20 protein-coding genes are annotated in these 21,025 nt (G+C 61.3%); 10 read left to right on the top strand and 10 right to left on the bottom strand.

The window, feature by feature from the left end:
• Positions 1 to 12: 12 nt before the first annotated feature.
• Positions 13 to 510 carry a transcription elongation factor GreB gene (gene greB / locus AWM69_RS17885; protein ID WP_048382409.1) on the top strand — a complete coding sequence of 166 codons (498 nt, stop codon included), beginning with the start codon at positions 13 to 15 and terminating at the stop codon, positions 508 to 510.
• A 16-nt stretch (positions 511 to 526) separates the two neighbouring features.
• Here the strand turns inward: greB and AWM69_RS17880 are convergent, their stop codons facing one another.
• Positions 527 to 1,300: an AraC family transcriptional regulator gene (locus AWM69_RS17880; RefSeq protein WP_131653212.1), complete on the bottom strand. Its 774-nt coding sequence runs from the start codon at positions 1,298 to 1,300 to the stop codon at positions 527 to 529.
• Between the two features lie 355 nt (positions 1,301 to 1,655).
• Between AWM69_RS17880 and AWM69_RS17875 the strand changes: the two genes are divergently transcribed.
• The 5 genes from AWM69_RS17875 (at position 1,656) to AWM69_RS17855 (ending at position 8,295) form a co-directional block, all read left to right on the top strand.
• Positions 1,656 to 3,302, top strand: coding sequence for an APC family permease (locus AWM69_RS17875; protein WP_131653213.1), 1,647 nt, complete (start codon positions 1,656 to 1,658; stop codon positions 3,300 to 3,302).
• 54 nt (positions 3,303 to 3,356) lie between these two features.
• On the top strand, positions 3,357 to 4,283 hold the full coding sequence (locus AWM69_RS17870; protein WP_131653214.1) for a 4-hydroxyproline epimerase: 927 nt from the start codon (positions 3,357 to 3,359) through the stop codon (positions 4,281 to 4,283).
• Between the two features lie 75 nt (positions 4,284 to 4,358).
• The gene (locus AWM69_RS17865; RefSeq protein ID WP_048382406.1) at positions 4,359 to 5,306 is read left to right on the top strand and encodes a dihydrodipicolinate synthase family protein; all 948 of its coding nucleotides are present in this window, start codon (positions 4,359 to 4,361) and stop codon (positions 5,304 to 5,306) included.
• 120 nt (positions 5,307 to 5,426) lie between these two features.
• Complete coding sequence (locus AWM69_RS17860) at positions 5,427 to 7,004, top strand: aldehyde dehydrogenase (NADP(+)) (protein ID WP_218727797.1); 1,578 nt, start codon at positions 5,427 to 5,429, stop codon at positions 7,002 to 7,004.
• A 4-nt stretch (positions 7,005 to 7,008) separates the two neighbouring features.
• Complete coding sequence (locus AWM69_RS17855; RefSeq protein ID WP_218727795.1) at positions 7,009 to 8,295, top strand: FAD-binding oxidoreductase; 1,287 nt, start codon at positions 7,009 to 7,011, stop codon at positions 8,293 to 8,295.
• Positions 8,296 to 8,341: 46 nt separating this feature from the next.
• Here AWM69_RS17855 and AWM69_RS17850 read toward each other — a convergent pair whose 3' ends face one another.
• The 3 genes from AWM69_RS17850 to AWM69_RS17840 all read right to left on the bottom strand — a co-directional run bounded on the left by AWM69_RS17850 (position 8,342) and on the right by AWM69_RS17840 (position 10,849).
• On the bottom strand, positions 8,342 to 8,650 hold the full coding sequence (locus tag AWM69_RS17850; RefSeq protein ID WP_131653217.1) for a class I SAM-dependent methyltransferase: 309 nt from the start codon (positions 8,648 to 8,650) through the stop codon (positions 8,342 to 8,344).
• Positions 8,651 to 8,893: 243 nt separating this feature from the next.
• A complete protein-coding gene (locus tag AWM69_RS17845; RefSeq protein WP_131653218.1) occupies positions 8,894 to 9,328 on the bottom strand; it encodes a DoxX family protein in 435 nt (144 codons plus the stop codon).
• Positions 9,329 to 9,430: 102 nt separating this feature from the next.
• Positions 9,431 to 10,849: a transglycosylase SLT domain-containing protein gene (locus tag AWM69_RS17840; protein ID WP_218727793.1), complete on the bottom strand. Its 1,419-nt coding sequence runs from the start codon at positions 10,847 to 10,849 to the stop codon at positions 9,431 to 9,433.
• A gap of 236 nt (positions 10,850 to 11,085) precedes the next feature.
• Here AWM69_RS17840 and AWM69_RS17835 point away from each other — a divergent pair, with 236 nt between their 5' ends.
• The 3 genes from AWM69_RS17835 (at position 11,086) to AWM69_RS17825 (ending at position 13,823) form a co-directional block, all read left to right on the top strand.
• Positions 11,086 to 11,889, top strand: a complete 804-nt coding sequence (locus AWM69_RS17835; protein WP_218727791.1) for a TatD family hydrolase — start codon at positions 11,086 to 11,088, stop codon at positions 11,887 to 11,889.
• Positions 11,890 to 12,107: 218 nt separating this feature from the next.
• Entirely contained in the window at positions 12,108 to 13,424 is a 1,317-nt protein-coding gene (locus AWM69_RS17830; protein WP_218727789.1) for a methyl-accepting chemotaxis protein, read from the top strand.
• Positions 13,425 to 13,556: 132 nt separating this feature from the next.
• On the top strand, positions 13,557 to 13,823 hold the full coding sequence (locus tag AWM69_RS17825) for a terminase (RefSeq protein WP_131653222.1): 267 nt from the start codon (positions 13,557 to 13,559) through the stop codon (positions 13,821 to 13,823).
• Here the strand turns inward: AWM69_RS17825 and AWM69_RS17820 are convergent, their stop codons facing one another.
• The 3 genes from AWM69_RS17820 to AWM69_RS17810 all read right to left on the bottom strand — a co-directional run bounded on the left by AWM69_RS17820 (position 13,824) and on the right by AWM69_RS17810 (position 15,776).
• On the bottom strand, positions 13,824 to 14,621 hold the full coding sequence (locus AWM69_RS17820; RefSeq protein WP_218727787.1) for an acyl-CoA thioesterase II: 798 nt from the start codon (positions 14,619 to 14,621) through the stop codon (positions 13,824 to 13,826).
• A 79-nt stretch (positions 14,622 to 14,700) separates the two neighbouring features.
• Complete coding sequence (locus AWM69_RS17815) at positions 14,701 to 15,468, bottom strand: CHAD domain-containing protein (RefSeq protein WP_218727785.1); 768 nt, start codon at positions 15,466 to 15,468, stop codon at positions 14,701 to 14,703.
• A 29-nt stretch (positions 15,469 to 15,497) separates the two neighbouring features.
• Positions 15,498 to 15,776, bottom strand: coding sequence for a hypothetical protein (locus tag AWM69_RS17810; protein WP_048382396.1), 279 nt, complete (start codon positions 15,774 to 15,776; stop codon positions 15,498 to 15,500).
• A 169-nt stretch (positions 15,777 to 15,945) separates the two neighbouring features.
• On the opposite strand from AWM69_RS17810, the gene AWM69_RS17805 reads away from it, so the two are divergent.
• Positions 15,946 to 16,989, top strand: a complete 1,044-nt coding sequence (locus AWM69_RS17805; protein WP_131653225.1) for a patatin-like phospholipase family protein — start codon at positions 15,946 to 15,948, stop codon at positions 16,987 to 16,989.
• On the opposite strand, the gene AWM69_RS17800 is transcribed toward AWM69_RS17805, so the two are convergent.
• The 3 genes from AWM69_RS17800 to kdpC form a co-directional block, all read right to left on the bottom strand.
• Complete coding sequence (locus AWM69_RS17800; protein WP_131653226.1) at positions 16,986 to 17,675, bottom strand: response regulator; 690 nt, start codon at positions 17,673 to 17,675, stop codon at positions 16,986 to 16,988. The two genes, AWM69_RS17805 and AWM69_RS17800, sit on opposite strands and share 4 nt — an antisense overlap.
• 36 nt (positions 17,676 to 17,711) lie before the next feature.
• The gene (locus tag AWM69_RS17795; protein ID WP_218727783.1) at positions 17,712 to 20,378 is read right to left on the bottom strand and encodes a sensor histidine kinase KdpD; all 2,667 of its coding nucleotides are present in this window, start codon (positions 20,376 to 20,378) and stop codon (positions 17,712 to 17,714) included.
• Between the two features lie 81 nt (positions 20,379 to 20,459).
• Positions 20,460 to 21,011: a potassium-transporting ATPase subunit KdpC gene (gene kdpC, locus AWM69_RS17790; protein ID WP_218727781.1), complete on the bottom strand. Its 552-nt coding sequence runs from the start codon at positions 21,009 to 21,011 to the stop codon at positions 20,460 to 20,462.
• Positions 21,012 to 21,025 lie beyond the last annotated feature (14 nt).

Below are 21,025 nucleotides of genomic sequence, written 5' to 3'. Positions count from 1 at the left end.
AACGGATTGCCCATGAGCCGCTATCGCCCTCCTCGCCCTGCCGGCACCGCGCTGATTACCCCTGAAGGTGAAGCGCGGATGCGTGCCGAGCTGCACGAGCTGTGGCACGTGCGCAGACCCAAAGTCACCCAGTCTGTCAGCGAGGCGGCGGCTCAAGGCGACCGTTCGGAAAATGCCGAATACACCTACGGCAAGAAGATGCTGCGCGAGATCGACAGCCGCGTGCGCTTCCTGACCAAACGCCTTGAAAGCCTCAAGGTGGTCAGCGAAAAGCCCAGCGACCCGAACAAGGTCTACTTTGGCGCCTGGGTCACCATTGAAGACGAGGACGGCAAGCAGTCCCGCTACCGCATCGTCGGTCCCGACGAGCTGGACCTCAAGCTGGGCCTGATCAGTATCGATTCGCCTCTGGCGCGGGCGTTGATCGGCAAATCACTGGACGCTGAAGTCCGGGTGCAAACACCCACCGGTGAACAGTGGGTGTACATCGTCGCGATTGAATACCTCTAGACCGTGAGCCGGCTGCTCACTGCGCCGTTGCCTGCCGGTACAGGCGCGGAGTGAAGCCGGTCAACGCTTTGAACTGCCGGGTGAAGGCACTGTGGTCGGTATAGCCGCATTGCAGTGCCACTTCGGTAATCGGAATGTCGGTATGCAGCAGGCGATGCGCATGCTCGAGGCGAACCTTCTGGATCATCTGACGCGGTGTCAGATGGAACACCCGCTTGCAGTACCGCTCGAGCTGGGCCACCGAGATCCCGGCGATCCGCGTCAGCTCCCCCAGCGTGATCCGTCGATTGAAATGCGCACGAATATGTTCGTCGACAGCTGCCAGCCGCTGGTAGGCCGGGTGCGTGTCGCTGGCCGACTGCAGGTCGACCGAAATGCCGGCCAGGCCGATGATTTCACCGTCACGGTTATACAGTGGACGCTTGTGGGTCAGGCACCATCCGGGTTCCCGGCTGCCATACAGGTGCAACTCCAGCTGATCCTCCAGAACCCAGCCTTGCTCCAGAACACGCCGGTCCTGTTCGGTGTAGCCAGGCCCTAACTGTTCCGGAAACACCTGCGCGCTGGTCTTGCCCAGCAACGGTTGCAGATGCTTCAAGCCACAGCGCTGCACCAGGGTGCGATTGGCCATGACATACCGTGCCTGAACATCCTTGATGAAGATCGCCGCATTCGGAATCACATCCAGCATCGGTAACAGCAGCGCCACTCCCCTCAGTAATTCCTCAAGGGTTTCAGGACGATTCATGTCGTCGCCCTGGCACAGGATCGCAAACGCGCTCTGCGTCATGAACCTCATTCCCCGCTGTCCGGATGGTGAAAATGTGCTGATTTCGTCATCAGCACCTCTAGAAAACATCAATCGCGTGCCTGCTCGGCGGTTCACTCTATAGCCATTGAACGCCGGGCTAAAACCTCTGGCGACATGACAAACGAATATCACCCCGGACACAAGGAAACGAAGATTACCTGCCCTGGGGATGGGAAGCACAACAGTTGCCGGCGATCAGGACAGGCCGGCATTTGAACCGATTTTTAATAAAAACGCGGCTGTTTGGCCGCATCGCCATCTTCGGTAGTTCGAGGCTGGCGCTTCCAAGTGACATCACACCTGCCTATCCAATAACTCACAAGAAGGCGACCCAATGTCAGGCAAAGGCAAATTCAAAAAACAGCTCTCACTGATGGACCTCACCTTTATCGGTCTGGGGGCCATCTTCGGTTCAGGCTGGCTGTTTGCAGCCAGTCACGTTTCGGCCATCGCCGGGCCCGCGGGAATTTTCTCCTGGTTGCTGGGCGGCTTTTCCGTGTTGCTACTGGGCATTGTTTACTGTGAACTCGGCGCCGCGCTGCCCCGAGCCGGGGGCGTGGTTCGCTATCCGGTGTACTCCCACGGCCCGCTACTCGGTTACTTGATGGGCTTCATCACGCTGATCGCCTTTTCCAGCCTGGTGGCGATCGAAGTGGTTGCGGCTCGTCAATATGCCGCGGCCTGGTTCCCCGAACTGACCAAGGCCGGCTCAAGCAATCCGACAATCCTTGGCTGGCTGCTGCAATTTGCCCTGCTGTGCCTGTTCTTCATGCTCAACTACCGCAGCGTGAAGACCTTTGCCACGGCCAACAACCTGGTCAGCGTGTTCAAGTTCATCGTCCCGCTGCTGGTTATCGGCGTGCTGTTTACCTTCTTCAAACCGGACAACCTCCACTCTCAGGGCTTTGCTCCCTTTGGCCTGTCGGGTGTCGAAATGGCCGTTTCCGCTGGCGGCATCATCTTTGCCTATCTCGGCCTGACCCCCATCATCTCGGTGGCCAGCGAGGTCAAGAACCCGCAACGGACGATTCCCATTGCGTTGATCCTGTCCGTGCTGCTCTCCACCGCGATCTATGTGTTGTTGCAGATCGCTTTTATCGGCAGCGTGCCCATCGAAATGCTGGCCAACGGCTGGGCCGGTGTCACCAAAGAACTGGCACTGCCTTACCGCGACATCGCCCTGGCGCTGGGCGTGGGCTGGCTGGCTTATCTGGTGGTGGCTGATGCGGTGATCTCCCCCAGCGGGTGCGGCAACATCTACATGAACGCCACCCCCCGGGTGATCTATGGCTGGGCGCAAACCGGCACATTCTTCAAGATATTTACCCGCATCGATGAAAAGTCCGGTATTCCACGCCCTGCGCTGTGGCTGACCTTTGCCCTCTCGGTGTTCTGGACCTTGCCGTTCCCGTCCTGGGAAGCGCTGATCAATGTCGTCTCCGCTGCACTGGTCCTGAGCTACGCCGTCGCTCCCGTGTCCGTGGCCGCGCTGCGCCGCAATGCACCTGACATGCCGCGCCCGTTCCGGGTCAAGTGGATGAGTGTGCTGGGCCCGCTGTCCTTCATCATCGCGTCGCTGATTGTCTACTGGTCAGGCTGGAACACCGTGTCCTGGCTGCTCGGCCTGCAGATTCTGATGTTCGTCGTGTACCTGCTGTGCGGGCGCTATGTGCCCACCGGCCACCTGAGCCTGGGCCAGCAAGTGCGGTCGTCCGCCTGGCTGATCGGTTTCTACATCACCACCATCGTGCTCTCAAAACTCGGCAGTTTCGGCGGCCTGGGCATCCTCAGTCACCCCTTCGACACCCTGATCGTAGCGGCCTTCGCGATGGCTATCTATTACTGGGGCGCAGCCACCGGTGTGCCGGCGCACCTTGTCCGCCTGGAGCAGGAAGACGATGAAAGCGAGGCCGAGCCCGCTCCAGTCAGCCCTGTTTCAGGTCAGCGCCCTGCGGCCGCATACCGCCAGGCGTCGTCATGAAATTCCGGCAGCACTGCCTTTTCACGTCTTGGCGCTCTTCTAATGGATAGATTTATGAAACGAGTACATGTCATTGACTCCCACACCGGCGGCGAACCGACTCGCCTGGTCATGGATGGCTTCCCGCCCTTGTCCGGCCAGACCATGGCCGAGAAGCGCGACGCCCTGCGCGACCACCATGACCAATGGCGCCGGGCCTGCCTGCTGGAGCCCCGCGGCAATGATGTGCTGGTGGGCGCGCTCTACTGTGAGCCGGTCTCGGCGGATGCCACCTGCGGTGTGATCTTCTTCAACAACACCGGCTACCTGGGCATGTGCGGGCACGGCACCATCGGCCTGGTCGCGTCGCTGCACCACCTGGGTCATATCAGCCCGGGCGTGCACAAGATCGACACTCCGGTGGGCCCGGTCAGCGCCACGCTGCATGAAGACGGCACCGTCACCCTGTGCAACGTGCTCGCCTATCGCTACCGCCAGCAGGTGCCGGTGGACGTCCCGGGGCATGGCCGCGTGTATGGCGATATCGCCTGGGGTGGCAACTGGTTCTTTCTGGTGAGCGATCACGGCCAGGTCGTGCACATGGACAACGTCGAAGTTCTGACCGAATACACCTGGGCAATGCTCAAGGCGCTGGAAGCCCAAGGCATTCATGGCGAAGACGGCGCCTTGATCGACCATGTGGAACTGTTTACCGACGACGACGTGGCCGACAGCCGCAACTTTGTCATGTGCCCGGGCAAAGCCTACGACCGTTCGCCCTGCGGCACCGGCACCAGCGCCAAGCTGGCGTGCCTGGCGGCGGATGGAAAACTGGCGGCCGGTGAGTCGTGGATTCAGGCCAGCATCACCGCCAGCCAGTTCGAAGGCAGCTACCAATGGGAGGGGGAACGCATCCGCCCTTTCATTACCGGACGCGCCTACATGACCGCCGACAGCACGCTGCTGATCGACGAACAGGATCCCTTCGCGTGGGGCATTTGAGCAGCCACGCGGGATGCCGCCCTGGCGGCCAACTTATTAACACCCTCTGAATAAACGCCTCAAGGAGTTACAACAATGAGCGATAACATCTTCACTGGCTGCATTCCTGCACTGATGACCCCCTGCACCGCAGAGCGCAAGCCGGACTTTGATGCACTGGTGGCCAAGGGCCGCGAACTGATCGATATCGGCATGAGCGCCGTGGTGTATTGCGGCTCGATGGGCGACTGGCCTCTGCTCACCGAAGCCGAGCGCCAAGAAGGTGTCGCACGTCTGGTGGCCGCGGGTATTCCGACCATCGTCGGTACCGGTGCCGTCAACAGCCGCGAAGCGGTGGCCCATGCCGCCCATGCTGCCAAAGTCGGCGCCCAGGGTCTGATGGTGATTCCTCGATTGCTGTCCCGTGCAGCGTCGCCGGCCGCGCAAAAAGCTCACTTCGCCGCCATCCTCAAAGCGGCCCCGGGTCTGCCTGCCGTGATCTACAACAGCCCGTATTACGGCTTCGCTACCCGTGCGGACCTGTTCTTCGAATTGCGTCGTGAGTACCCGAACCTGATCGGTTTCAAGGAATTCGGCGGCGCCGCCGACATGCGCTATGCCGCCGAGCACATCACCTCCCAGGACGATGACGTAACGCTGATGGTCGGCGTCGACACCCAAGTGGTGCATGGCTTCGTCAACTGCAACGCCACCGGGGCCATTACCGGTATCGGCAACGCATTGCCCCGCGAAGTGCTGCAACTGGTGGCCCTGAGCAAGCAAGCCGCGCAAGGCGATGCCAAGGCCCGTCGTCTGGCCAGAGAGCTGGAGTCTGCATTGAGCGTGCTGTCGTCGTTCGACGAAGGCACCGACCTGGTGCTCTATTACAAGCACCTGATGGTGCTCAATGGCGACCAGGCCTACAGCCTGCATTTCAACGACACCGACGTCCTCAGCGATGCCCAGCGTCGCTATGCCGAGAACCAGTACGCGCTGTTCCGCCAGTGGTACGAAATCTGGTCGGCCGAACAGAACGTCGCCTGATCCCTGCCTGTATGGCGGCGCGCCGGATGCGCGCCGCCCCTGTTTTTGCCCGTGGCGTAACACCCCTGTTTCGCAACGGCGCCCAGCTTGTTTCCAGCCTTACTTATCCAGGAGCACGTCATGACTCTGACAGGCAAGATGCTGATCGGTCAGCACGCCATCACCGGTAACAGTGCAGTAATCAGGGCGATCAATCCTGCCACAGACCTGCCGCTCGAACCGGCCTACCCGGGCGGTTCCGGCGAGCATGTCGAACAGGCCTGCGCCTTGGCGCAGGCTGCTTTTGACAGTTATCACGCGACCTCGCTGGCCACCCGCGCCCGTTTTCTCGACACCATGGCCGATGAGATTGAAGCCCTTGGCGATGAGCTGATCGAGCGCGCGGTTGCCGAGTCCGGTCTGCCGCGTCCGCGCATCCTCGGTGAACGAGGGCGGACCTGCCAGCAACTGCGCACCTTTGCCCGCACCGTACGGGCGGGCGAATGGCTGGATGTACGGGTCGACCCGGCATTGCCGGAACGCCAGCCCCTGCCCCGCTCAGACCTGCGTCAGCGCCAGGTGGCCTTGGGCCCGGTGGCCGTGTTCGGTGCCAGTAACTTCCCGCTGGCCTTCTCGGTCGCCGGCGGTGACACCGCTTCGGCACTGGCCGCGGGCTGCCCGGTGATCGTCAAGGCTCACAGCGCTCACCCCGGCACCAGCGAGCTGGTGGGGCGCGCCGTCGCTCGCGCCGTGGAAAAATCAGAACTGCACCCGGGGGTCTTTTCATTGCTGTTCGGCTCGGGGCGCGAAGTGGGCATCGCTCTGGTCAGCGACCCGCGCATCAAAGCCGTGGGCTTCACCGGCTCGCGCAGCGGCGGGATGGCTCTGTGCCAGGCAGCTCAGGCCCGTCGCGAGCCGATCCCTGTGTACGCGGAGATGAGCTCAATCAACCCGGTCGTACTGTTTCCGTCAGCCCTGCAGGCACGGGGCGAAGCACTGGCACAGGGTTTTATCTCCTCCCTGACCCAGGGCGCCGGCCAGTTCTGCACCAACCCCGGTCTGGTCATTGCCCGTCAGGGCCCGGCCCTGGAGCGCTTCATCCGCGTGGCGGCAGACCTTGTGCAGCGCAGCCCGGCGCAAACCATGCTGACGCCCGGTATTTTTCAGGCCTATGAGTCCGGTATCGGTTCATTGCTTGAGCATGCCCATGCACAGCCGGTTGCAGTCGGACTGAAGGGAGAAGCGCCGAACCAGTGCCAGACCCATCTGTTCATCACCCGCGCCGAGGATTTTCTGGCCGACACTGCCTTGCAGGCTGAAGTGTTCGGGGCTGCGGCGCTGATCGTTCAATGTGCCGACGATGAGCAGATTCGTCAGGTGATCGAGTTCCTGGAAGGTCAACTGACCGCCACCCTGCACCTGGATGACGCTGACGTAGAGGCTGCCCGGACGTTACTGCCAACCCTGGAGCGCAAGGCCGGACGCCTGCTGGTCAACGGTTGGCCAACGGGCGTTGAGGTGTGTGATGCAATGGTCCACGGCGGACCGTTCCCGGCCACCTCCGATCCGCGCACGACCTCGGTCGGCACTGCTGCCATCCAGCGCTTTCTACGTCCGGTGTGCTACCAGGACTTCCCGGACACTCTGCTGCCTGCCGCGCTCAAGCACAGCAATCCGCTGCAGCTGCGTCGCTTGCTCGACGGTCAGAGAGAAGCCTGAAACCATGCCCAATCACCCGACTTCAAACACCCTGCACGACACCCCCGACATAGCCGTGGTCGGCGCCGGCATCATCGGCGTCGCCAGTGCCCTGCAGCTGGCACGCCGGGGGCTACGGGTGGTCGTCATCGATCAGCAAGACCCTGGCCACGGCGCTTCATACGGCAATGCCGGGCATCTGGCCACCGAACAGGTCTTCCCCATTGCCGACCTGTCCATCCTGAAACGGTTGCCCGCCATGCTCATGGACCCGATGGGGCCGCTGCGGCTGGACTGGAAATACATGCCGCGCGCCCTGCCCTGGTTCGCACGCCTGCTGCTGAATCTTCGCCCGGCCCCTTACCAGCGCACGGTGGCCGGTATTCGCGCACTGAATGAAAGCAGCCTGGGCGCCTGGGATCGGTTGCTGAAAGAGATTGCCCGCCCTGATCTGTTGAAAGAAGACGGTTCATTGCTGGTATTCGAGCGCCCCGATTCACAGCAAGCGATCGAAGCGCTGCTGGTTCGCCTGCACGGGCAACAGGTGCCGGTCGACAGGTGGCAGGCCAGTGCCGTGCGCGAGGCAGCACCGCAATTGAGCGAGCAGCTCCAGGGCGGGTTGTTCTTTCCGCGTACCGGACATTTTCTCGACCCTTATCAGGTTGTCTGCGAGCTGGTACACGCCGCCAGGCTCAGCGGTGTGCAGTTTCTCAAGCAGCGGGTTGAAGGCGGGCATCTGGCGCAAGGTGGCGTTTCGCTGATCACCGATCAGGGCCGGGTCATTGCCCGCCAGGTATTAATCGCCTGCGGCGCCCACTCGGCGAAGCTCACCGCTGCCCTGACCGGCAAAAAGGTGCCGCTGGATACCGAGCGCGGGTACCACTTGATGCTGCCCCATGAACATGGGCGATTGCCTTTCGCCGTGACCTCGCTGGAGCGCAAATTCATCATGACGCCGATGAACGATGGCCTGAGGCTGGCTGGCACGGTCGAGTTCGCCGGCCTAGAGCGTGCGCCGAGCATGGAGCGCGCCTGGCAGTTGCACCGGCTAAGCAAGGGCCTGTTCAAACGCGACTTGAACGCAGACGCGGCGACGCCCTGGATGGGGTTCCGCCCGTCTTTGCCAGACTCGTTACCGATCATCGATAAAGTATGCGACGGCAAGGTGCTGCTCGCGTTCGGCCATCAGCATCTGGGGTTGACGCAAGCCGCGGTCACCGCCGAAATCATCGGCCAGTTGGCAGCGCCCGCAACGGCTACCGGTACGCAGGGGTTACCGTCGATCGAAGCCTACCGATTGCAGCGTTTTTGAAGACCACCGGCGGGGGCCAGCGGTCTACCGAGTCCCCGCAGGTGCCTCAGCGCAGGGTAATCAACCCTTGTCGAGAGACCCGGGTCAGGTTGCCAATCACCTGTGCGGCCTGCTCGGCGCTCGGCGACTGGATCACCGCCAGGTCAAAGCTGTCATTGGCAAAACGCGCCAACCCGTCGCCCTGCTCGACAAACTGAATCACAAACGCGGTGGCACGGCCCTTGCGGCGCGGCCAGCCGTCGAGATAACGCAGCAGCGTCGGCTGATGTTTACCGCCCAGAAGGATTTTTGGATTGCGTAACGAATGGCCCGCCGTAATCGGCGCAAGACGTACCAGGGGACGTGGTTGACTCATGTATCGGTTCTCCGCCTCAAGATTCTGCGTGGCAGGTGAGAGGCAACACCGAACCAGCGCTTTAGCGGTATTTCGAGGCCTGCTTCAAGCCTCTTAGGTGATCATTCGATGACCTGGCGCCCCGCAAGTAGCTGTTTAAATCGGCGCAAGAAAACATCCTAGATAAACCGGCTTATAACTGTCAAGAATCTCGTCCAACGAAAAAGGCCCGTACTAGACGGGCCTTTGACAGAACGTAGAAGGTTACTTGCTGATTGCTCCGTCGAAAGAGGCTTTGCCTGCACCTTCAATCAGTACCGCAACCGTGCCGCCCAGCAACGCCAGGGCAAACTCGTAACCGTTGTTGGCCATAAACAGACCATTACTGATGTGCACGGTGAAAATTGCCACCAGCAAGGTGAACGTCAGACCCAGAGCTGCAGGGCGAGCCAGCAAACCGATAATCAGGGCCAGACCGCCAAAGAACTCGGTACCGCCCGACAACAGGGCCATCAGCACGCCGGGGGCAAGGCCAATACTTTCCATCCATTGGGCTGTGCCCGCCAATCCGTTACCACCGAACCATCCAAAGAGCTTTTGCGAGCCGTGAGCAGCAAAAATGATGCCGACGAAAATACGCAGAACAGTCAGGCCATAACCGGCGTGAGTGCCTAGAACGGTTTGGGTCAATTTGCTCATGGTGAAATCCTTTAAGTGATCAGCTGGGAATGGCCGCTATATTAATCAATTTTTAAAATGCTAAAAGTCGAATAAACCTGAAATAACAATCGAATAATTCGATTATTTGCGGGAGACAAGCTTATCCCCGGCAGGCTCCAGCGAGCCGCGCTCGCGGTCGAAAGCCAAGTAGTATTTATTCACACTGTTAACATAGCTGACAGCGCCCATTCCCACCTGCTCCATGGCAATCCGTTCCACCTGAAAGAACCATTGATTGGGATTAAGCCCGCGTCGCCGGGCCTCTGCACGCATCCCCTGAACCCTCTCCGGGCCCATGTTGTAGGCCGCCAGCATAAAAGCCATGCGCTCTCGCTCATTGAGTTTTGGGCTGGAAAAAAACTTGCGACGGATCAATGCCAGGTACCTGACCGCGGCCAGTACATTGTTATCGACATTTTGAATGTTGCTGACCCCCACCCGCCGGGCCGCCGATGGGGTAATTTGCAGCAACCCGGTCGCCCCGCCACCGCCCCTCGCATTGGGGTTCAGCGTGGACTCCTTGAACGCCAGCGCTGCCAGGTTCAGCCAGTCCATGCCCTGCTGCCGGGCGTGCTTCTGCAACACCGGTCTCAGCTTTTCAAGTTTTTGGCGGTCGGCCCGGGCCAACGGGTAATGCACCCGATACAACCGGCGATAAACCCGCTCAAACGCTACATCCTGATCGGCCGGGACCTTATAACGGGTCAGGAACCGGTCAATGCTGGCACGCAACATGGAGGCATCACGCCGCACATACCAGCGCATGGCCGCCGGCTCGCTGATCAGCACCTTGCGCTCGAAGCGCAGTTTCGGCATCAGCTTGGCCCACCGCTCGGCAATGGGTTTTTCAACGATGGTCAGGCGAAAAATGCCGGCCTGCACCATCTCCAGCACATCTTCGACGGCCAGGGTCGGGTCCACCCATTCGATCGTGACCGGGGGTAATTTGCGCAAGGCCAGTTTTTGATTGAGCTGATTGATGGCGGCACCCGCGACACTGCCGGTGGTCAACGCGACGGTGCGACCCGAGAGCTGGTCAAAGCGGGTAAAGCGCTTTCCGCCCTTGCCTCCCACCAGCAGCAAAGGCACCTGGTGAATGATCGGGGCGCTGGCGCTGATGCCGCGACTGACTTTGGCGTCGATCAACTCGCCGGGAGCAACCAGATCGCCCTCTCCACGCGCCAGGGCACCCAGCAACTGATCCTTGGCCTTGGGAATGATTTTCAGGGTGATTTCCTGACCGTCCCGGGCCTGGTCATTGAGGTAGCGCTCAAAGGCGCGCAAACGGTGATATTCAACGCCGATATCCTGACCCTTCACCTCACCCGAACTGTTGCGGCTCTGGTTGACCAGAACACGCAGCACCTGGCTGCTGCGGATTTGCGCCAGATCGCGGACCTGACTCGGTTGACCCGCCTGCAAGGGGCCAGCCACACGCGCCAATACCGGCAATGGCATCAGCATGAGGCACAGCACAATCAATAGCGTCGGTCTCGTCATCCGTTCTCCGGAAGGAATACAGTCCAGCACCGTGGCGGATTACCCGACCACCGGTGCCCTTTTTCAGGGCTAATCACGCTGGAAACAGTGTGCGAACGCGTTGCAACAGCCTCGAACACGCTGGGCATTACGCGGTCGCGGCATTCAAAGACAACCATAACTGCCTGTAGTTCTTGGTTTTTCTTATAAATCTACAGCTCTGATATGCTTCCCGGCCTGTGGCCTGAGGTAGCACCATGCAACTCATCGATATCGGCGTCAACCTGACCAACCCTAGCTTCGACAACAAGCACCAGGCGGTTTTAGACCGTGCTTATGCAGCCGGGGTCAGCCAACTGGTGCTCACGGGCACCAGCGTGGACGGCAGCGAACAGGCCCTGGAACTGTGCCGCGCGCTGGATAAAAGCGCTCAGCAACTGTTCTCCACCGCCGGGATTCACCCCCACTCCGCCAGTGACTGGAACGGCGACAGCGCCCAGCGTTTGCTGGCCCTGCTGAAAGAGCCGACGGTGTGTGCCGTGGGTGAATGCGGCCTGGACTTCAACCGCGACTTCTCGCCCCGGCCTCAACAGGAAAAAGTGCTGGAAGCCCATCTGGCGATGGCGGTGGACTTGCAGCTGCCGGTGTTTTTGCATGAGCGCGATGCCAGCCAGCGCCTGCTTGAGATCCTGCGTGACTACCGTGACCGCCTGCCGGCTGCTGTGGTGCACTGCTTCACCGGCGAAAAACAGGCATTGTTCAGCTACCTCGATCAGGACCTGCACATCGGCATCACCGGCTGGATTTGTGATGAACGTCGCGGCACCCACTTGCACCCACTGGTGCGCGACATTCCCCGTGGCCGCTTGATGCTGGAAAGCGACGCCCCTTATCTACTGCCGCGCACCCTGCGGCCGAAACCGAAAAATGGCCGAAACGAACCGGCCTACCTGACCGAAGTGCTGCGCGAAGTCGCCGTGCATCGGGGTGAAAGCGAGCAAGACCTGGCAGAGCACACCACCGCCTGCGCCCGAGCATTTTTTGGTTTGCCACGAATCTGACGTCGCAGCGGTCGAGCAGAGCGAGCCTGCGTCCGGCATGGCCATCCTGTAGCCGCCGCCGAAGGCTGCAACGGGTTGCGCAGCAACCCTGAAAGCCTGCGGGCAGCGGCTACAGAACCTGTCTCGGGTTGACCCACATCAATCCAGCCTGCCCTCGATGACGGCACAATGATGGCACCTTGCCAATATTGTTTGCGCGACCTCAGAGAAGACCTTCCATGGGTGCCTGGCTTAGCAACATCTCGCTTAAATACAAATTCTGGGCCGTCAACGCGGTGGCCTTTGTCACCACGCTGTTGCTGGTGCTGTACGCCGTGCAGCTTGAGCAACAATCGCGCAGCGCTGCCGCTCAGGCCGGTGCCCAGGCTCAGGCGCAATTACTCCAGGCCTGGCCGGCCGGGCAACCGCTGCCCCAAACCCTTCCGGTTGCGCTTGAGGCGCCCAGCCTGGCCCAGGTGTTTTTCGAGCGCCTGCCCAACTATGCCGTTGCGGTGCTGGTGTTAATGCTCGCCATGCTCGGCGCCTCGCAGTTGCTGATCCGCTTCTTGCTCAGCCAGCTCAACACCCTCAAGGACGTGATGCTGCATGTGGAGCAAAGCGGCGATTTGTCTGCCCGCGTGCCGCTGGCCGGCAATGACGAGGTCGGGCAGATGGCCAGCGCTTTCAATGCCATGCAGGCCGGTTACCAGCGCGTCGTGAACACGGTGGCCGACACCGCCGCGCAGCTGGACGCCGGGGCCGAACGACTGGCCCACAGCATGGATGAAGTGCGTCACGGCATGCTCGGTCAGCAGAGCGAAACCGACCAGGCCGCCACTGCAATCAACGAAATGTCGGCCACGGTCTACCACATTGCCCAGCACGCCAGCGCTACCCGCGATCTTTCACAAACCGCCGACAACCTGGCCGGCAGCGGGCAGCAAGTGGTCAGCCGGGTGCAGGACTCCATTGCCAGCCTCTCCAATGGCGTGCAAACCACGGCACACATGATCCAGCAGCTCGCGCAGGAGAGCCAGAAGATCAATGGCGTGGTCAGTGTGATTCACAGCATTGCCGAGCAAACCAACCTGCTGGCGTTGAATGCCGCCATCGAGGCCGCCCGGGCGGGCGAGCTGGGACGTGGCTTCGCGGTGGTGGCCGATGAAGTGCGGCATTTGGCCAAGCGGGTCCAGACCTCTACAGACCAAATCACCTCGATGGTGTCTGCGTTGCAGACCGGCACCCGGGATGCCGTAGACTTCATGCAGGAAAGCTCATTCAAGGCCGATGACTGCGTGCAACTGGCACAAGAAGCCGGCGTGGCCCTGGCCGAGATCACCCATGCCGTGGCGCAAATGCGTGAAAGCAATACGCAAATTGCCGTGGCTGCCGAGCAGCAAAGCCAAGTGGCGGAAGAGATGAATCGCGCCGTGGTCAGCATCCGTGACGTCACCGAGAATACCGTGCAGCAAACAGTTGACTCCGCCACCACCAGCTATCAACTGGCGACCCTGGCCGGAGAATTGAACCGGGCCATAGGCCAGTTGAGACTGTAGATCCTGGCATTGATAGAGAACGCCCTATCAGGCTTATAGCCAGAGTTGATTCGCCCCCTGAACGCCCCGGGCCTATGCTTTGTTTATCCGGTTCAGACAGCCCTGAACCCCGACAAAACAAGGAGTGCACTCATGGGCAAACGTCACCCCAACCTGCCTGCATGGCAATGGCGCTCGAACCCGCAGAGCCATCAAACCCCTGCACACCAGGCACTGAACATGATCGCAGTGCCAATGATCGTTTTGGCCTTTCTGCTGCTGGTCTCAGGGGTATTCAGCAGCAATGCGCCAAGCGCCATCATCGGCCTGGTCGCATTGGTTGCAGCACTGGGCTTGCAGCATCAGGGCCGCCGGCTCGATGCCCGGTCAGAGAGCAGCCGGCAAAGCAAAACCTTTTAATCAACCGAAGACCGCTACGGTCTGGCGACTGATAGCAATCAGCTCGCCTGCCGGGCCCCACAGGTTGGCCGCCACATGGCCGTAGCCGTCACGCGCATGTTCGATGACCGCCAGGTATTTGCACCACTGCAGCGTGCTGACCGCTGGCAACGGCTGCACAAATTCGATGGTCCAGGTCAGCGTACTGCCGGCTACCGGTTTGCTCAGCAGCGGCAACAAGGCCGGTGGCCAGGCATCCACCAGCGCCAGCAGATGCGTCTCGGTCAGAGCCTCGTCTTTGACCTCGCCGGCAAGGCGCACCCAGCCGCCCATTTCCCGCGTGCCCTTGCCGGTAAACGGCAAGGCACCCACCGCCCACCCCATCGACAGATGACGCATGAACTCCGGGGTGATGCCTTTGATATAGGGCAGTAACGGGCATTCTTCGACGGATTTCATCTCTGGCGCAGGCAACGCTTCGACACTCACCACTGACTCACGCGGTGCGCCAAAACTGCCCTGGACCAGGGTCACGACCTGACCGTTCTGTACGGCCCGCCCCAACACCTGACTGACCGCCTTGCCTTCACGCAGCACGTCAACCTCGAAGCGGACCGGAACGCCCGGCTCGGCAGGGCCGACAAAAGTCACCGCCAGCGACCGCAAGGCACGCTCGCTGGACACGCGCGCCCGCATGGCTTCGTACTGCAAGGCCACCATCAGCCCGCCGAAACTGGCACGCCCCTGCCCCCAGTCCTCACCGATCGTTACATCCAGCGGGTTATTGCGCACCGCTTCAACCAACTCTGAAAACTGCATGAGCACCTCGATACAGAAAAATACCCGAGGGATGGTACCCACACAGCCGAGACTGCGCAGCGCCCATATCGGCCAAATCCTAGGAGTGGAAGCAAGCCGCGCTCAATTTGATCAGCGCTTTGTCAGCCTGTTTTTCCCCGCTGACAAGGGCGGCGCGCCATTGCTCAACGCAAGGTTGCAGGTCGGGCTGCTGCTCGGCCTGGAGCAACCACTGCCACGCATCGTGCCACTGGCCCAAGGCTTTTTGAGCCGTTTTGAGTCGAGTCACCACCTGCTCGGGCAAGTGATCCAGCTCGGGATAGGCTTCGCCCGCGTAACGCACCCGCTTGATCAGCAGGCGGACACGATGCCGGTCATGCCCCGGATCGTTGAGGGCTTTTTCGAGGGCTTGCCACTGTTTATCCAGCACCTTTTCAATGCGCTGACGCAGGCCGCGCAGCATGTCTTCACGCTGTGCGGCACGCAGAAAGCGCGGAAAGACATCGAGGATCAGCAGCAACTGCTCAAGCTGCGCGCTGTCGGCAATGGCCGCATACACGCCGGACAGTTGCTCCCGGCGCCGCGCGGCCAGTTGCCCGTGCCCGTGCTGCTGCAAGTAGGCCGCCATGACCTCCAGGTCTCGCCAGGGCGTGGTCAGGGTGCCGACCTGCGAGGCGGCCATTTCCAGTTGCACCACGCCCGGCAAACCGCGCAAGGGACGCAACAGGCTGCGTAACCGGCGAACCGTGGTGCGCAAGTCATGCAGGGCCTCTGGGTCCGTATTGGCCTGCAAGCGCGCCTGGCAGGCCAGCAACCTGACCTCCAGACGCAAAATGTTCGCCACAATCCGGTCAACCAACACTGACATCCTTATCCTCCCCTCGTCACCGCAATGGCTTAACGCCCTGCACGGGACTCACGAATATAGAAACGCGCCTTCTCGGCTTTTTTGCTGCACCCTTCAAACGCTTCGAACTGCTGCTGGGTTTTGGCCCCGGTCAGCAAAGACAACGCTTTCGAGTAACTGATGGTTCCGGCAAAGCCTTCTGCCTTGGCCAGATCAAGCTCATGCCACGCCGCATCCAATTGCGAGGCGCAACTGTCGCGATAAGCTGTTTTACCCGCACAACCGGCCAGCACGACGGCCATCAACGGCACAAAAATCCAGGCTTTCATGGTGTATTCCTCAAATAAAAAACAGTTCAGTGCAAGATAAGACGGGGAACACGTGCAAAAGTGCCCTGCGACCTGATTAGCCTAGCTGGCGAACCCGGGGTGTGAACCCGGCAGGCGCTAGACTACACAAAAAGGCATGATGAGCACCGGTAAGGCGAAGGATCGACTCATGAAAAAACGTATTGCACTGGTATTGGGCTCGGGTGGGGCACGGGGTTACGCGCACATTGGCGTGATCGAAGAGCTCGAAAGTCGTGGCTATGACATCGCCTGCATCGCCGGTTGTTCGATGGGGGCCGTGGTCGGAGGGGTCTATGCCGCCGGCAAACTCGACCTGTACCGTGACTGGATTCAAAGCCTGGACTACCTCGATGTGTTGCGTCTGGTCGACGTGAGCTTCCGCCTGGGTGCCATTCGCGGCGAAAAGGTGTTCGGGCAGATCCGCAATATCGTGGGCGAAATCAACATCGAAGACCTGCGCATTCCCTACACCGCGGTGGCCACCGACCTGACCCACCAACAGGAAATCTGGTTTCAGGAAGGCTGCCTGCACCAGGCCATGCGGGCCTCGGCGGCGATTCCAAGCCTGTTCACCCCGGTGATGCAAGGCAACCGCATGCTGGTGGACGGCGGCCTGCTCAATCCCTTGCCGATCGTGCCGGTGGTGTCCAGTCATTGCGACCTGATCGTGGCCGTCAATCTCAACTCGACCACCCAGAACCACTACCAGTTGCCGGTGCTACAACGTCCTGCCGCCTTCAAAAGCCGCTTTGATCAGGTCATTAACTCACTGGGGTCGCACATCCCGTTCCGCAACAAACACGCCGAGCAGTTGCTTAACCTCGAACAAGAAATGCTCAACCCGCAGCTCGAAGAGGCGCCGGCCAACCCTTGGCTTGAATCGGCATCACCCAAAGCCCAGCAACCGGCGGCAGCCCCCACCCGCGAAGGCGCGCCGAAATCCGCGACGGGTTCAGTCATCATCGATAACGTCGGCCCGGCTTCGTTGCTGGACCTGATCAACCAGAGCTTCGAGGTGATGCAGACCTCATTGGCGCAGTACAAGATTGCCGGTTATCCGCCGGATATCCTGATCAACGTGCCCAAGCGTGTGTGCCGTTTCTTCGAGTTCTACAAGGCCCCGGAGCTGATCGCCCTGGGCCGTCTGATTGCCAAAGACACCCTGGACCGCTACGAAAGCGAAGAGCACTAAGCCTCCAGCAATCGATACCCCACACCGGCCTCGGTGGCAATAAAACGCGGGTGGGTCGGATCATCCGCCAGCTTTTGTCGTAAATGGCCAATCACAATGCGCAGGTAATGGCTGTTTTCGATGTGGGTCGGGCCCCAGATATCCTTGAGCAGCTGCTGCTGGGTGATGACCCGTCCCGGGTGCCGCGCCAGTTGCGCCAGCACCGCGTATTCCTTGCGGGTCAATGCCACTTCAACGTCCTCAAGCAGGACGCGCCGATAGGCCAGGTCGACCGTTAGCGGGCCGATCTGAACAGACGTCTCCCGGGTTTCTCCCTGGGGCGCCTGGCGCAGCAAGGCTCGAATGCGCGCCAGAAATTCCTGAATCCCGAAAGGCTTGGTGACGTAGTCATTGGCGCCGCTGTCCAGCGCTTGCACCTTTTGGGCTTCGCTGGCGCGCACCGAAAGCACCAGCACCGGTACATTTGACCATTCGCGAAATTCGCGCAGCACCTGCTGGCCGTCCATGTCCGGCAACCCCAGGTCCAGCACCAGCACATCAGGCTGCTGCAACGCAGCCATGCTCAGGCCTTCGGCCCCCGTGGCGGCCTCCAGCACGGTATACCCCTGGGAAACCAGGCTGATGCGCAAGAACTTGCGAATCTGCGGTTCATCATCGATGACCAAAATAGTCGCGCACAGGCTCATGGCATTTCATCGCGAGAAAAGAATGGCCGTAGGGTATCAGCCTTCATGTTCTGACTCTTCACGGTAAGGCTCCGGCTGCTCACGTAGTGGCAGATGGAGCGTGATGCAGGTGCCTTGACCGGCAATCCCTTCGCCCACACTGATTCGCCCGCCATGGGCGCCCACCATGCCCTGGCAAATCGCCAGGCCCAGGCCCGTGCCATGCCCCCCGCGATCCCCTCGGGCGGCGGTGTAGAACATGTCAAAAATCTTGCTGCGCTCTTGCTCGGGAATCCCCGGCCCCTGATCGCTCACGGCAAACCACAGCTCATCCGCTGCGGTACCGGCGCTCAACTGCAAGTGCCCGTGGGGCGGCGAAAAGCGCGCCGCATTCTCCAGTACATTGACCAGTGCCTGCTCGATCAGGGCCGCATGCACATGCAGCAACGGCAATTGCGCGGGGACATCGACCTGCACCTGAAGCGGCGCCAGCACCGCTCGCAAGCGATTCAGGGCGCTGCCAGCAATGTCGGCCGGTGACACCCAGTCGCGTGCCAGCTTCAGCGCGCCGTGGCCCAGACGTGTCATGTCCAGCAAGTTCTGGATATAGCGATCCAGACGCTCAGCTTCGTCGCGGGTGCCTTCGAGCAATTCACGCCGGTCCTCCAGCGGAACGGCCTCACCCAAGGCCAGCAGGGTGTCGATACTGCCGCGCATGCTGGTCAGCGGCGTACGTAAATCATGGGACACCGAGGCCAGCAAGGCACTGCGCAACTGCTCGGTTTCGCCATGCAAGCGCGCGGCTTCAAGGTCCTGGGCCAGACGGGCGCGGGCCAGGGCCTGTGCCAGCGGTTGACTGAGCGCCATCAGCAAGCGCCGACGCTGGCCGCTCAACGTCTGCCCTTCCCGTGCGCGCACGCCAAGCAGGCCCAACGGCCCGCCGTCCACGCTCAAAGGCCACCACCACCAGCGACCTGCGGGCAACGTTCCGGTCCCCATTCCTGCCGACTGATCGTGTGCCCAGGCCCAGTCCGCTGCAGCCCGTTCGGTTTCGCTGAACTGGAGCGGGCCACCGGTTTCGGTATTCCAGTCACCGCTGCTGTCGCGATTGAGCAAACACACGCTGAGCTCTTTCCAGGCACTCAAGTGCTGACTGGCAGCGTTGATCACCGCCTGACGATCAGTGGCCGCCGTGAGTTTGCGCGACAGGTCGAGCAGCTCGGTGGTTTCCTGCTGTGTCTCTCGCAATGCCTGCAACTGCCGGCGCTGGCGAGCCGCAAGCTTTCCGGTCAAGGCCGCCATCAGCAGGAAGAACAACAGTGTCAGCACATCTTCTTCACGCTGGATGCTGAACGAGAAGTTGGGCGGGATAAACAGAAAGTCGTAGGCCAGAAATGACAATGCCGCACAGGCCAGCGACGGTCCGGGACTGCTGCGCACGGCCACCAGCAATACGGCGGCCAGAAACACCAACGAAATATTGGGCAAGGCCAGCACACTGGAGACGCCCCAGGCCAAAGCACTGGCCAGGACCGTGGCGAGCAGCGCCAGCCCATAGTCGAACCACACCCACGAGCGCTCGCTACGCCCCGCTTTGACCTCAAGCGTCGGTTCCTGATCGAGTACGTTGATTTCCAGGCCGTGGGCATCTCGCAGCAATCGTACGGCCAGCCCGCCACCAAATAGCCGGCGCCGCCACCCGGGACGCGACTGCCCGACCAACAGCAAACTGGCGCGCCGTTCCGCCGCGTGCTGAATCAGGGTTTTCGCCACTTCCCCGGCGCGCAGCAGCACCACCTCGCCGCCCAGGCGTTCAGCCAATTGTTGAGCACTTTGCAAGCGCAGACGCGATTGCTCGTCACGTACGGTGCCGTTGTCGACGTGCACCAGACTCCAGGGCAAATGCCGTCGCTCTGCGACCCGGCTGGCGTGGCGTACCAGGCGTTCGGCATGCACATCGCCATCCACGCCCACCAGCAGCCGGCCGCGCAACGCAGGCGCTGCCTGACCGAGCTGGCGATAGCCTTTGTCCAGCTCATCGTCGACATACACGGCCGCCGTCTGCATCGCCAGTTCGCGCAGGGCGTTGAGGTTGGTCTGGGTAAAAAACGCATCGATTGCCGCCCGTGCCTGCTCTGGCACGTAGACCTTGCCTTCGCGCAAGCGCTCCAGCAATTCGCGCGGTGGCAGGTCGATCAACAGCAATTCGTAGGCTTCCTGCACGATCCAGTCCGGCAGGGTTTCACGCACCTGCACCCCGGTGATGCCGCGTACCTGATCGTTGAGGCTTTCCAGGTGCTGGACGTTGACCGTGGTGTAAACATCGATCCCGGCGGCCAATAATTCCTGCACATCCTGCCAGCGCTTGGCATGTCGGCTGCCCGGGGCGTTGCTGTGGGCCAGTTCGTCCACCAGCACCAGCCCTGGGCGGGCTTGCAGCAGGCCATCGAGGTCCATTTCCTCGAGTTGCACCCCGCGATACTCAGAGCGCAGCAAGGGCTGCTGTGCCAGACCGTTGAGCAGCGCCTGAGTCTCGGCACGGCCGTGGGTTTCGACCACTCCCACCAGCACCGCCAGCCCTTGCCGAACCTGGGTGTGAGCGGCCTGAAGCATGGCGTAGGTCTTGCCTACGCCGGGTGCCGCGCCCAGGAACACCTTAAGCCGGCCACGTCCTGCCCGTGGCAAATCAGCTAACAGCGCATCGGCGCGACCGGAATCTGTCATGTCGTTACCTATTCACGTGGATAAAACTTGCCGCTCGCAATCCGTTGCAGCGGTCGAGCAGAGCGCGGCCGCTGCACTGTTTCATTTTTCCAGCTGCGCCAGGGCCTGGTTGAGCAGCAATACGTTCACCACCGGCGGGCCCACCAGCGGCCGCTCGATGTGACGTTGCAGCAACTGCTCCAGCGCTTGCAGCGGCAGACCTCGGGCCGTCGCCACACGGGCTAGTTGATAGCGTATTGCCTCTGGTGGCAAGTGCGGGTCCAGTCCGCTGCCGGAAGTGGTCAGCATCGCCAGCGGTACCGGCCCTTGGCCCGGCACCGCCCATTCGGCGGCGCTGTCCTTGATCCGCGTCGCCAGGGCCGGGTTGCTCGGGGCCAGGTTGCTGGCGGCACTGGAAACAGTGGCGTAGGCGCCCGCCGACGGGCGCGGATGGAACCACGTATCGCCAGTAAAAGGCTGGGCAATCAGCACGGAACCGCTGACCGCTCCCCCGGCATCGCGCACCAGACTGCCATTGGCCTGATCCGGGAACGCCAATTGTGCAATGGCAGTAACGCTCAGCGGATAAATCACACCCGTGATCGCGGTCATCAACAGCATCAGGCACAGGGCCGGACGGAACAAAGTAGCCATGATGTTTTCCTCAG

The organism is Pseudomonas sp. D1HM (assembly GCF_019266105.1).
Classification (GTDB): domain Bacteria; phylum Pseudomonadota; class Gammaproteobacteria; order Pseudomonadales; family Pseudomonadaceae; genus Aquipseudomonas; species Aquipseudomonas taetrolens.
The sequence above is the reverse complement of the archived record's forward strand: the minus strand, read 5'-3'. Positions and strand labels throughout refer to the sequence as shown.

What these genes read in the sequence shown, in the direction of transcription:
- AWM69_RS17835 (WP_218727791.1), top strand. Translation starts at nt 11,086, where the DNA reads ATGCAACTCATCGATATCGGCGTCAACCTGACCAACCCTAGCTTCGAC.
- AWM69_RS17845 (WP_131653218.1), bottom strand. Translation starts at nt 9,328, where the DNA reads ATGAGCAAATTGACCCAAACCGTTCTAGGCACTCACGCCGGTTATGGC.
- AWM69_RS17870 (WP_131653214.1), top strand. Translation starts at nt 3,357, where the DNA reads ATGAAACGAGTACATGTCATTGACTCCCACACCGGCGGCGAACCGACT.
- AWM69_RS17860 (WP_218727797.1), top strand. Translation starts at nt 5,427, where the DNA reads ATGACTCTGACAGGCAAGATGCTGATCGGTCAGCACGCCATCACCGGT.
- AWM69_RS17865 (WP_048382406.1), top strand. Translation starts at nt 4,359, where the DNA reads ATGAGCGATAACATCTTCACTGGCTGCATTCCTGCACTGATGACCCCC.
- AWM69_RS17795 (WP_218727783.1), bottom strand. Translation starts at nt 20,378, where the DNA reads ATGACAGATTCCGGTCGCGCCGATGCGCTGTTAGCTGATTTGCCACGG.
- AWM69_RS17810 (WP_048382396.1), bottom strand. Translation starts at nt 15,776, where the DNA reads ATGAAAGCCTGGATTTTTGTGCCGTTGATGGCCGTCGTGCTGGCCGGT.
- AWM69_RS17805 (WP_131653225.1), top strand. Translation starts at nt 15,946, where the DNA reads ATGAAAAAACGTATTGCACTGGTATTGGGCTCGGGTGGGGCACGGGGT.
- kdpC (WP_218727781.1), bottom strand. Translation starts at nt 21,011, where the DNA reads ATGGCTACTTTGTTCCGTCCGGCCCTGTGCCTGATGCTGTTGATGACC.
- AWM69_RS17850 (WP_131653217.1), bottom strand. Translation starts at nt 8,650, where the DNA reads ATGAGTCAACCACGTCCCCTGGTACGTCTTGCGCCGATTACGGCGGGC.
- AWM69_RS17800 (WP_131653226.1), bottom strand. Translation starts at nt 17,675, where the DNA reads ATGAGCCTGTGCGCGACTATTTTGGTCATCGATGATGAACCGCAGATT.
- AWM69_RS17825 (WP_131653222.1), top strand. Translation starts at nt 13,557, where the DNA reads ATGGGCAAACGTCACCCCAACCTGCCTGCATGGCAATGGCGCTCGAAC.
- AWM69_RS17880 (WP_131653212.1), bottom strand. Translation starts at nt 1,300, where the DNA reads ATGACGCAGAGCGCGTTTGCGATCCTGTGCCAGGGCGACGACATGAAT.
- AWM69_RS17820 (WP_218727787.1), bottom strand. Translation starts at nt 14,621, where the DNA reads ATGCAGTTTTCAGAGTTGGTTGAAGCGGTGCGCAATAACCCGCTGGAT.
- AWM69_RS17815 (WP_218727785.1), bottom strand. Translation starts at nt 15,468, where the DNA reads ATGTCAGTGTTGGTTGACCGGATTGTGGCGAACATTTTGCGTCTGGAG.
- AWM69_RS17840 (WP_218727793.1), bottom strand. Translation starts at nt 10,849, where the DNA reads ATGACGAGACCGACGCTATTGATTGTGCTGTGCCTCATGCTGATGCCA.
- AWM69_RS17830 (WP_218727789.1), top strand. Translation starts at nt 12,108, where the DNA reads ATGGGTGCCTGGCTTAGCAACATCTCGCTTAAATACAAATTCTGGGCC.
- AWM69_RS17875 (WP_131653213.1), top strand. Translation starts at nt 1,656, where the DNA reads ATGTCAGGCAAAGGCAAATTCAAAAAACAGCTCTCACTGATGGACCTC.
- greB (WP_048382409.1), top strand. Translation starts at nt 13, where the DNA reads ATGAGCCGCTATCGCCCTCCTCGCCCTGCCGGCACCGCGCTGATTACC.
- AWM69_RS17855 (WP_218727795.1), top strand. Translation starts at nt 7,009, where the DNA reads ATGCCCAATCACCCGACTTCAAACACCCTGCACGACACCCCCGACATA.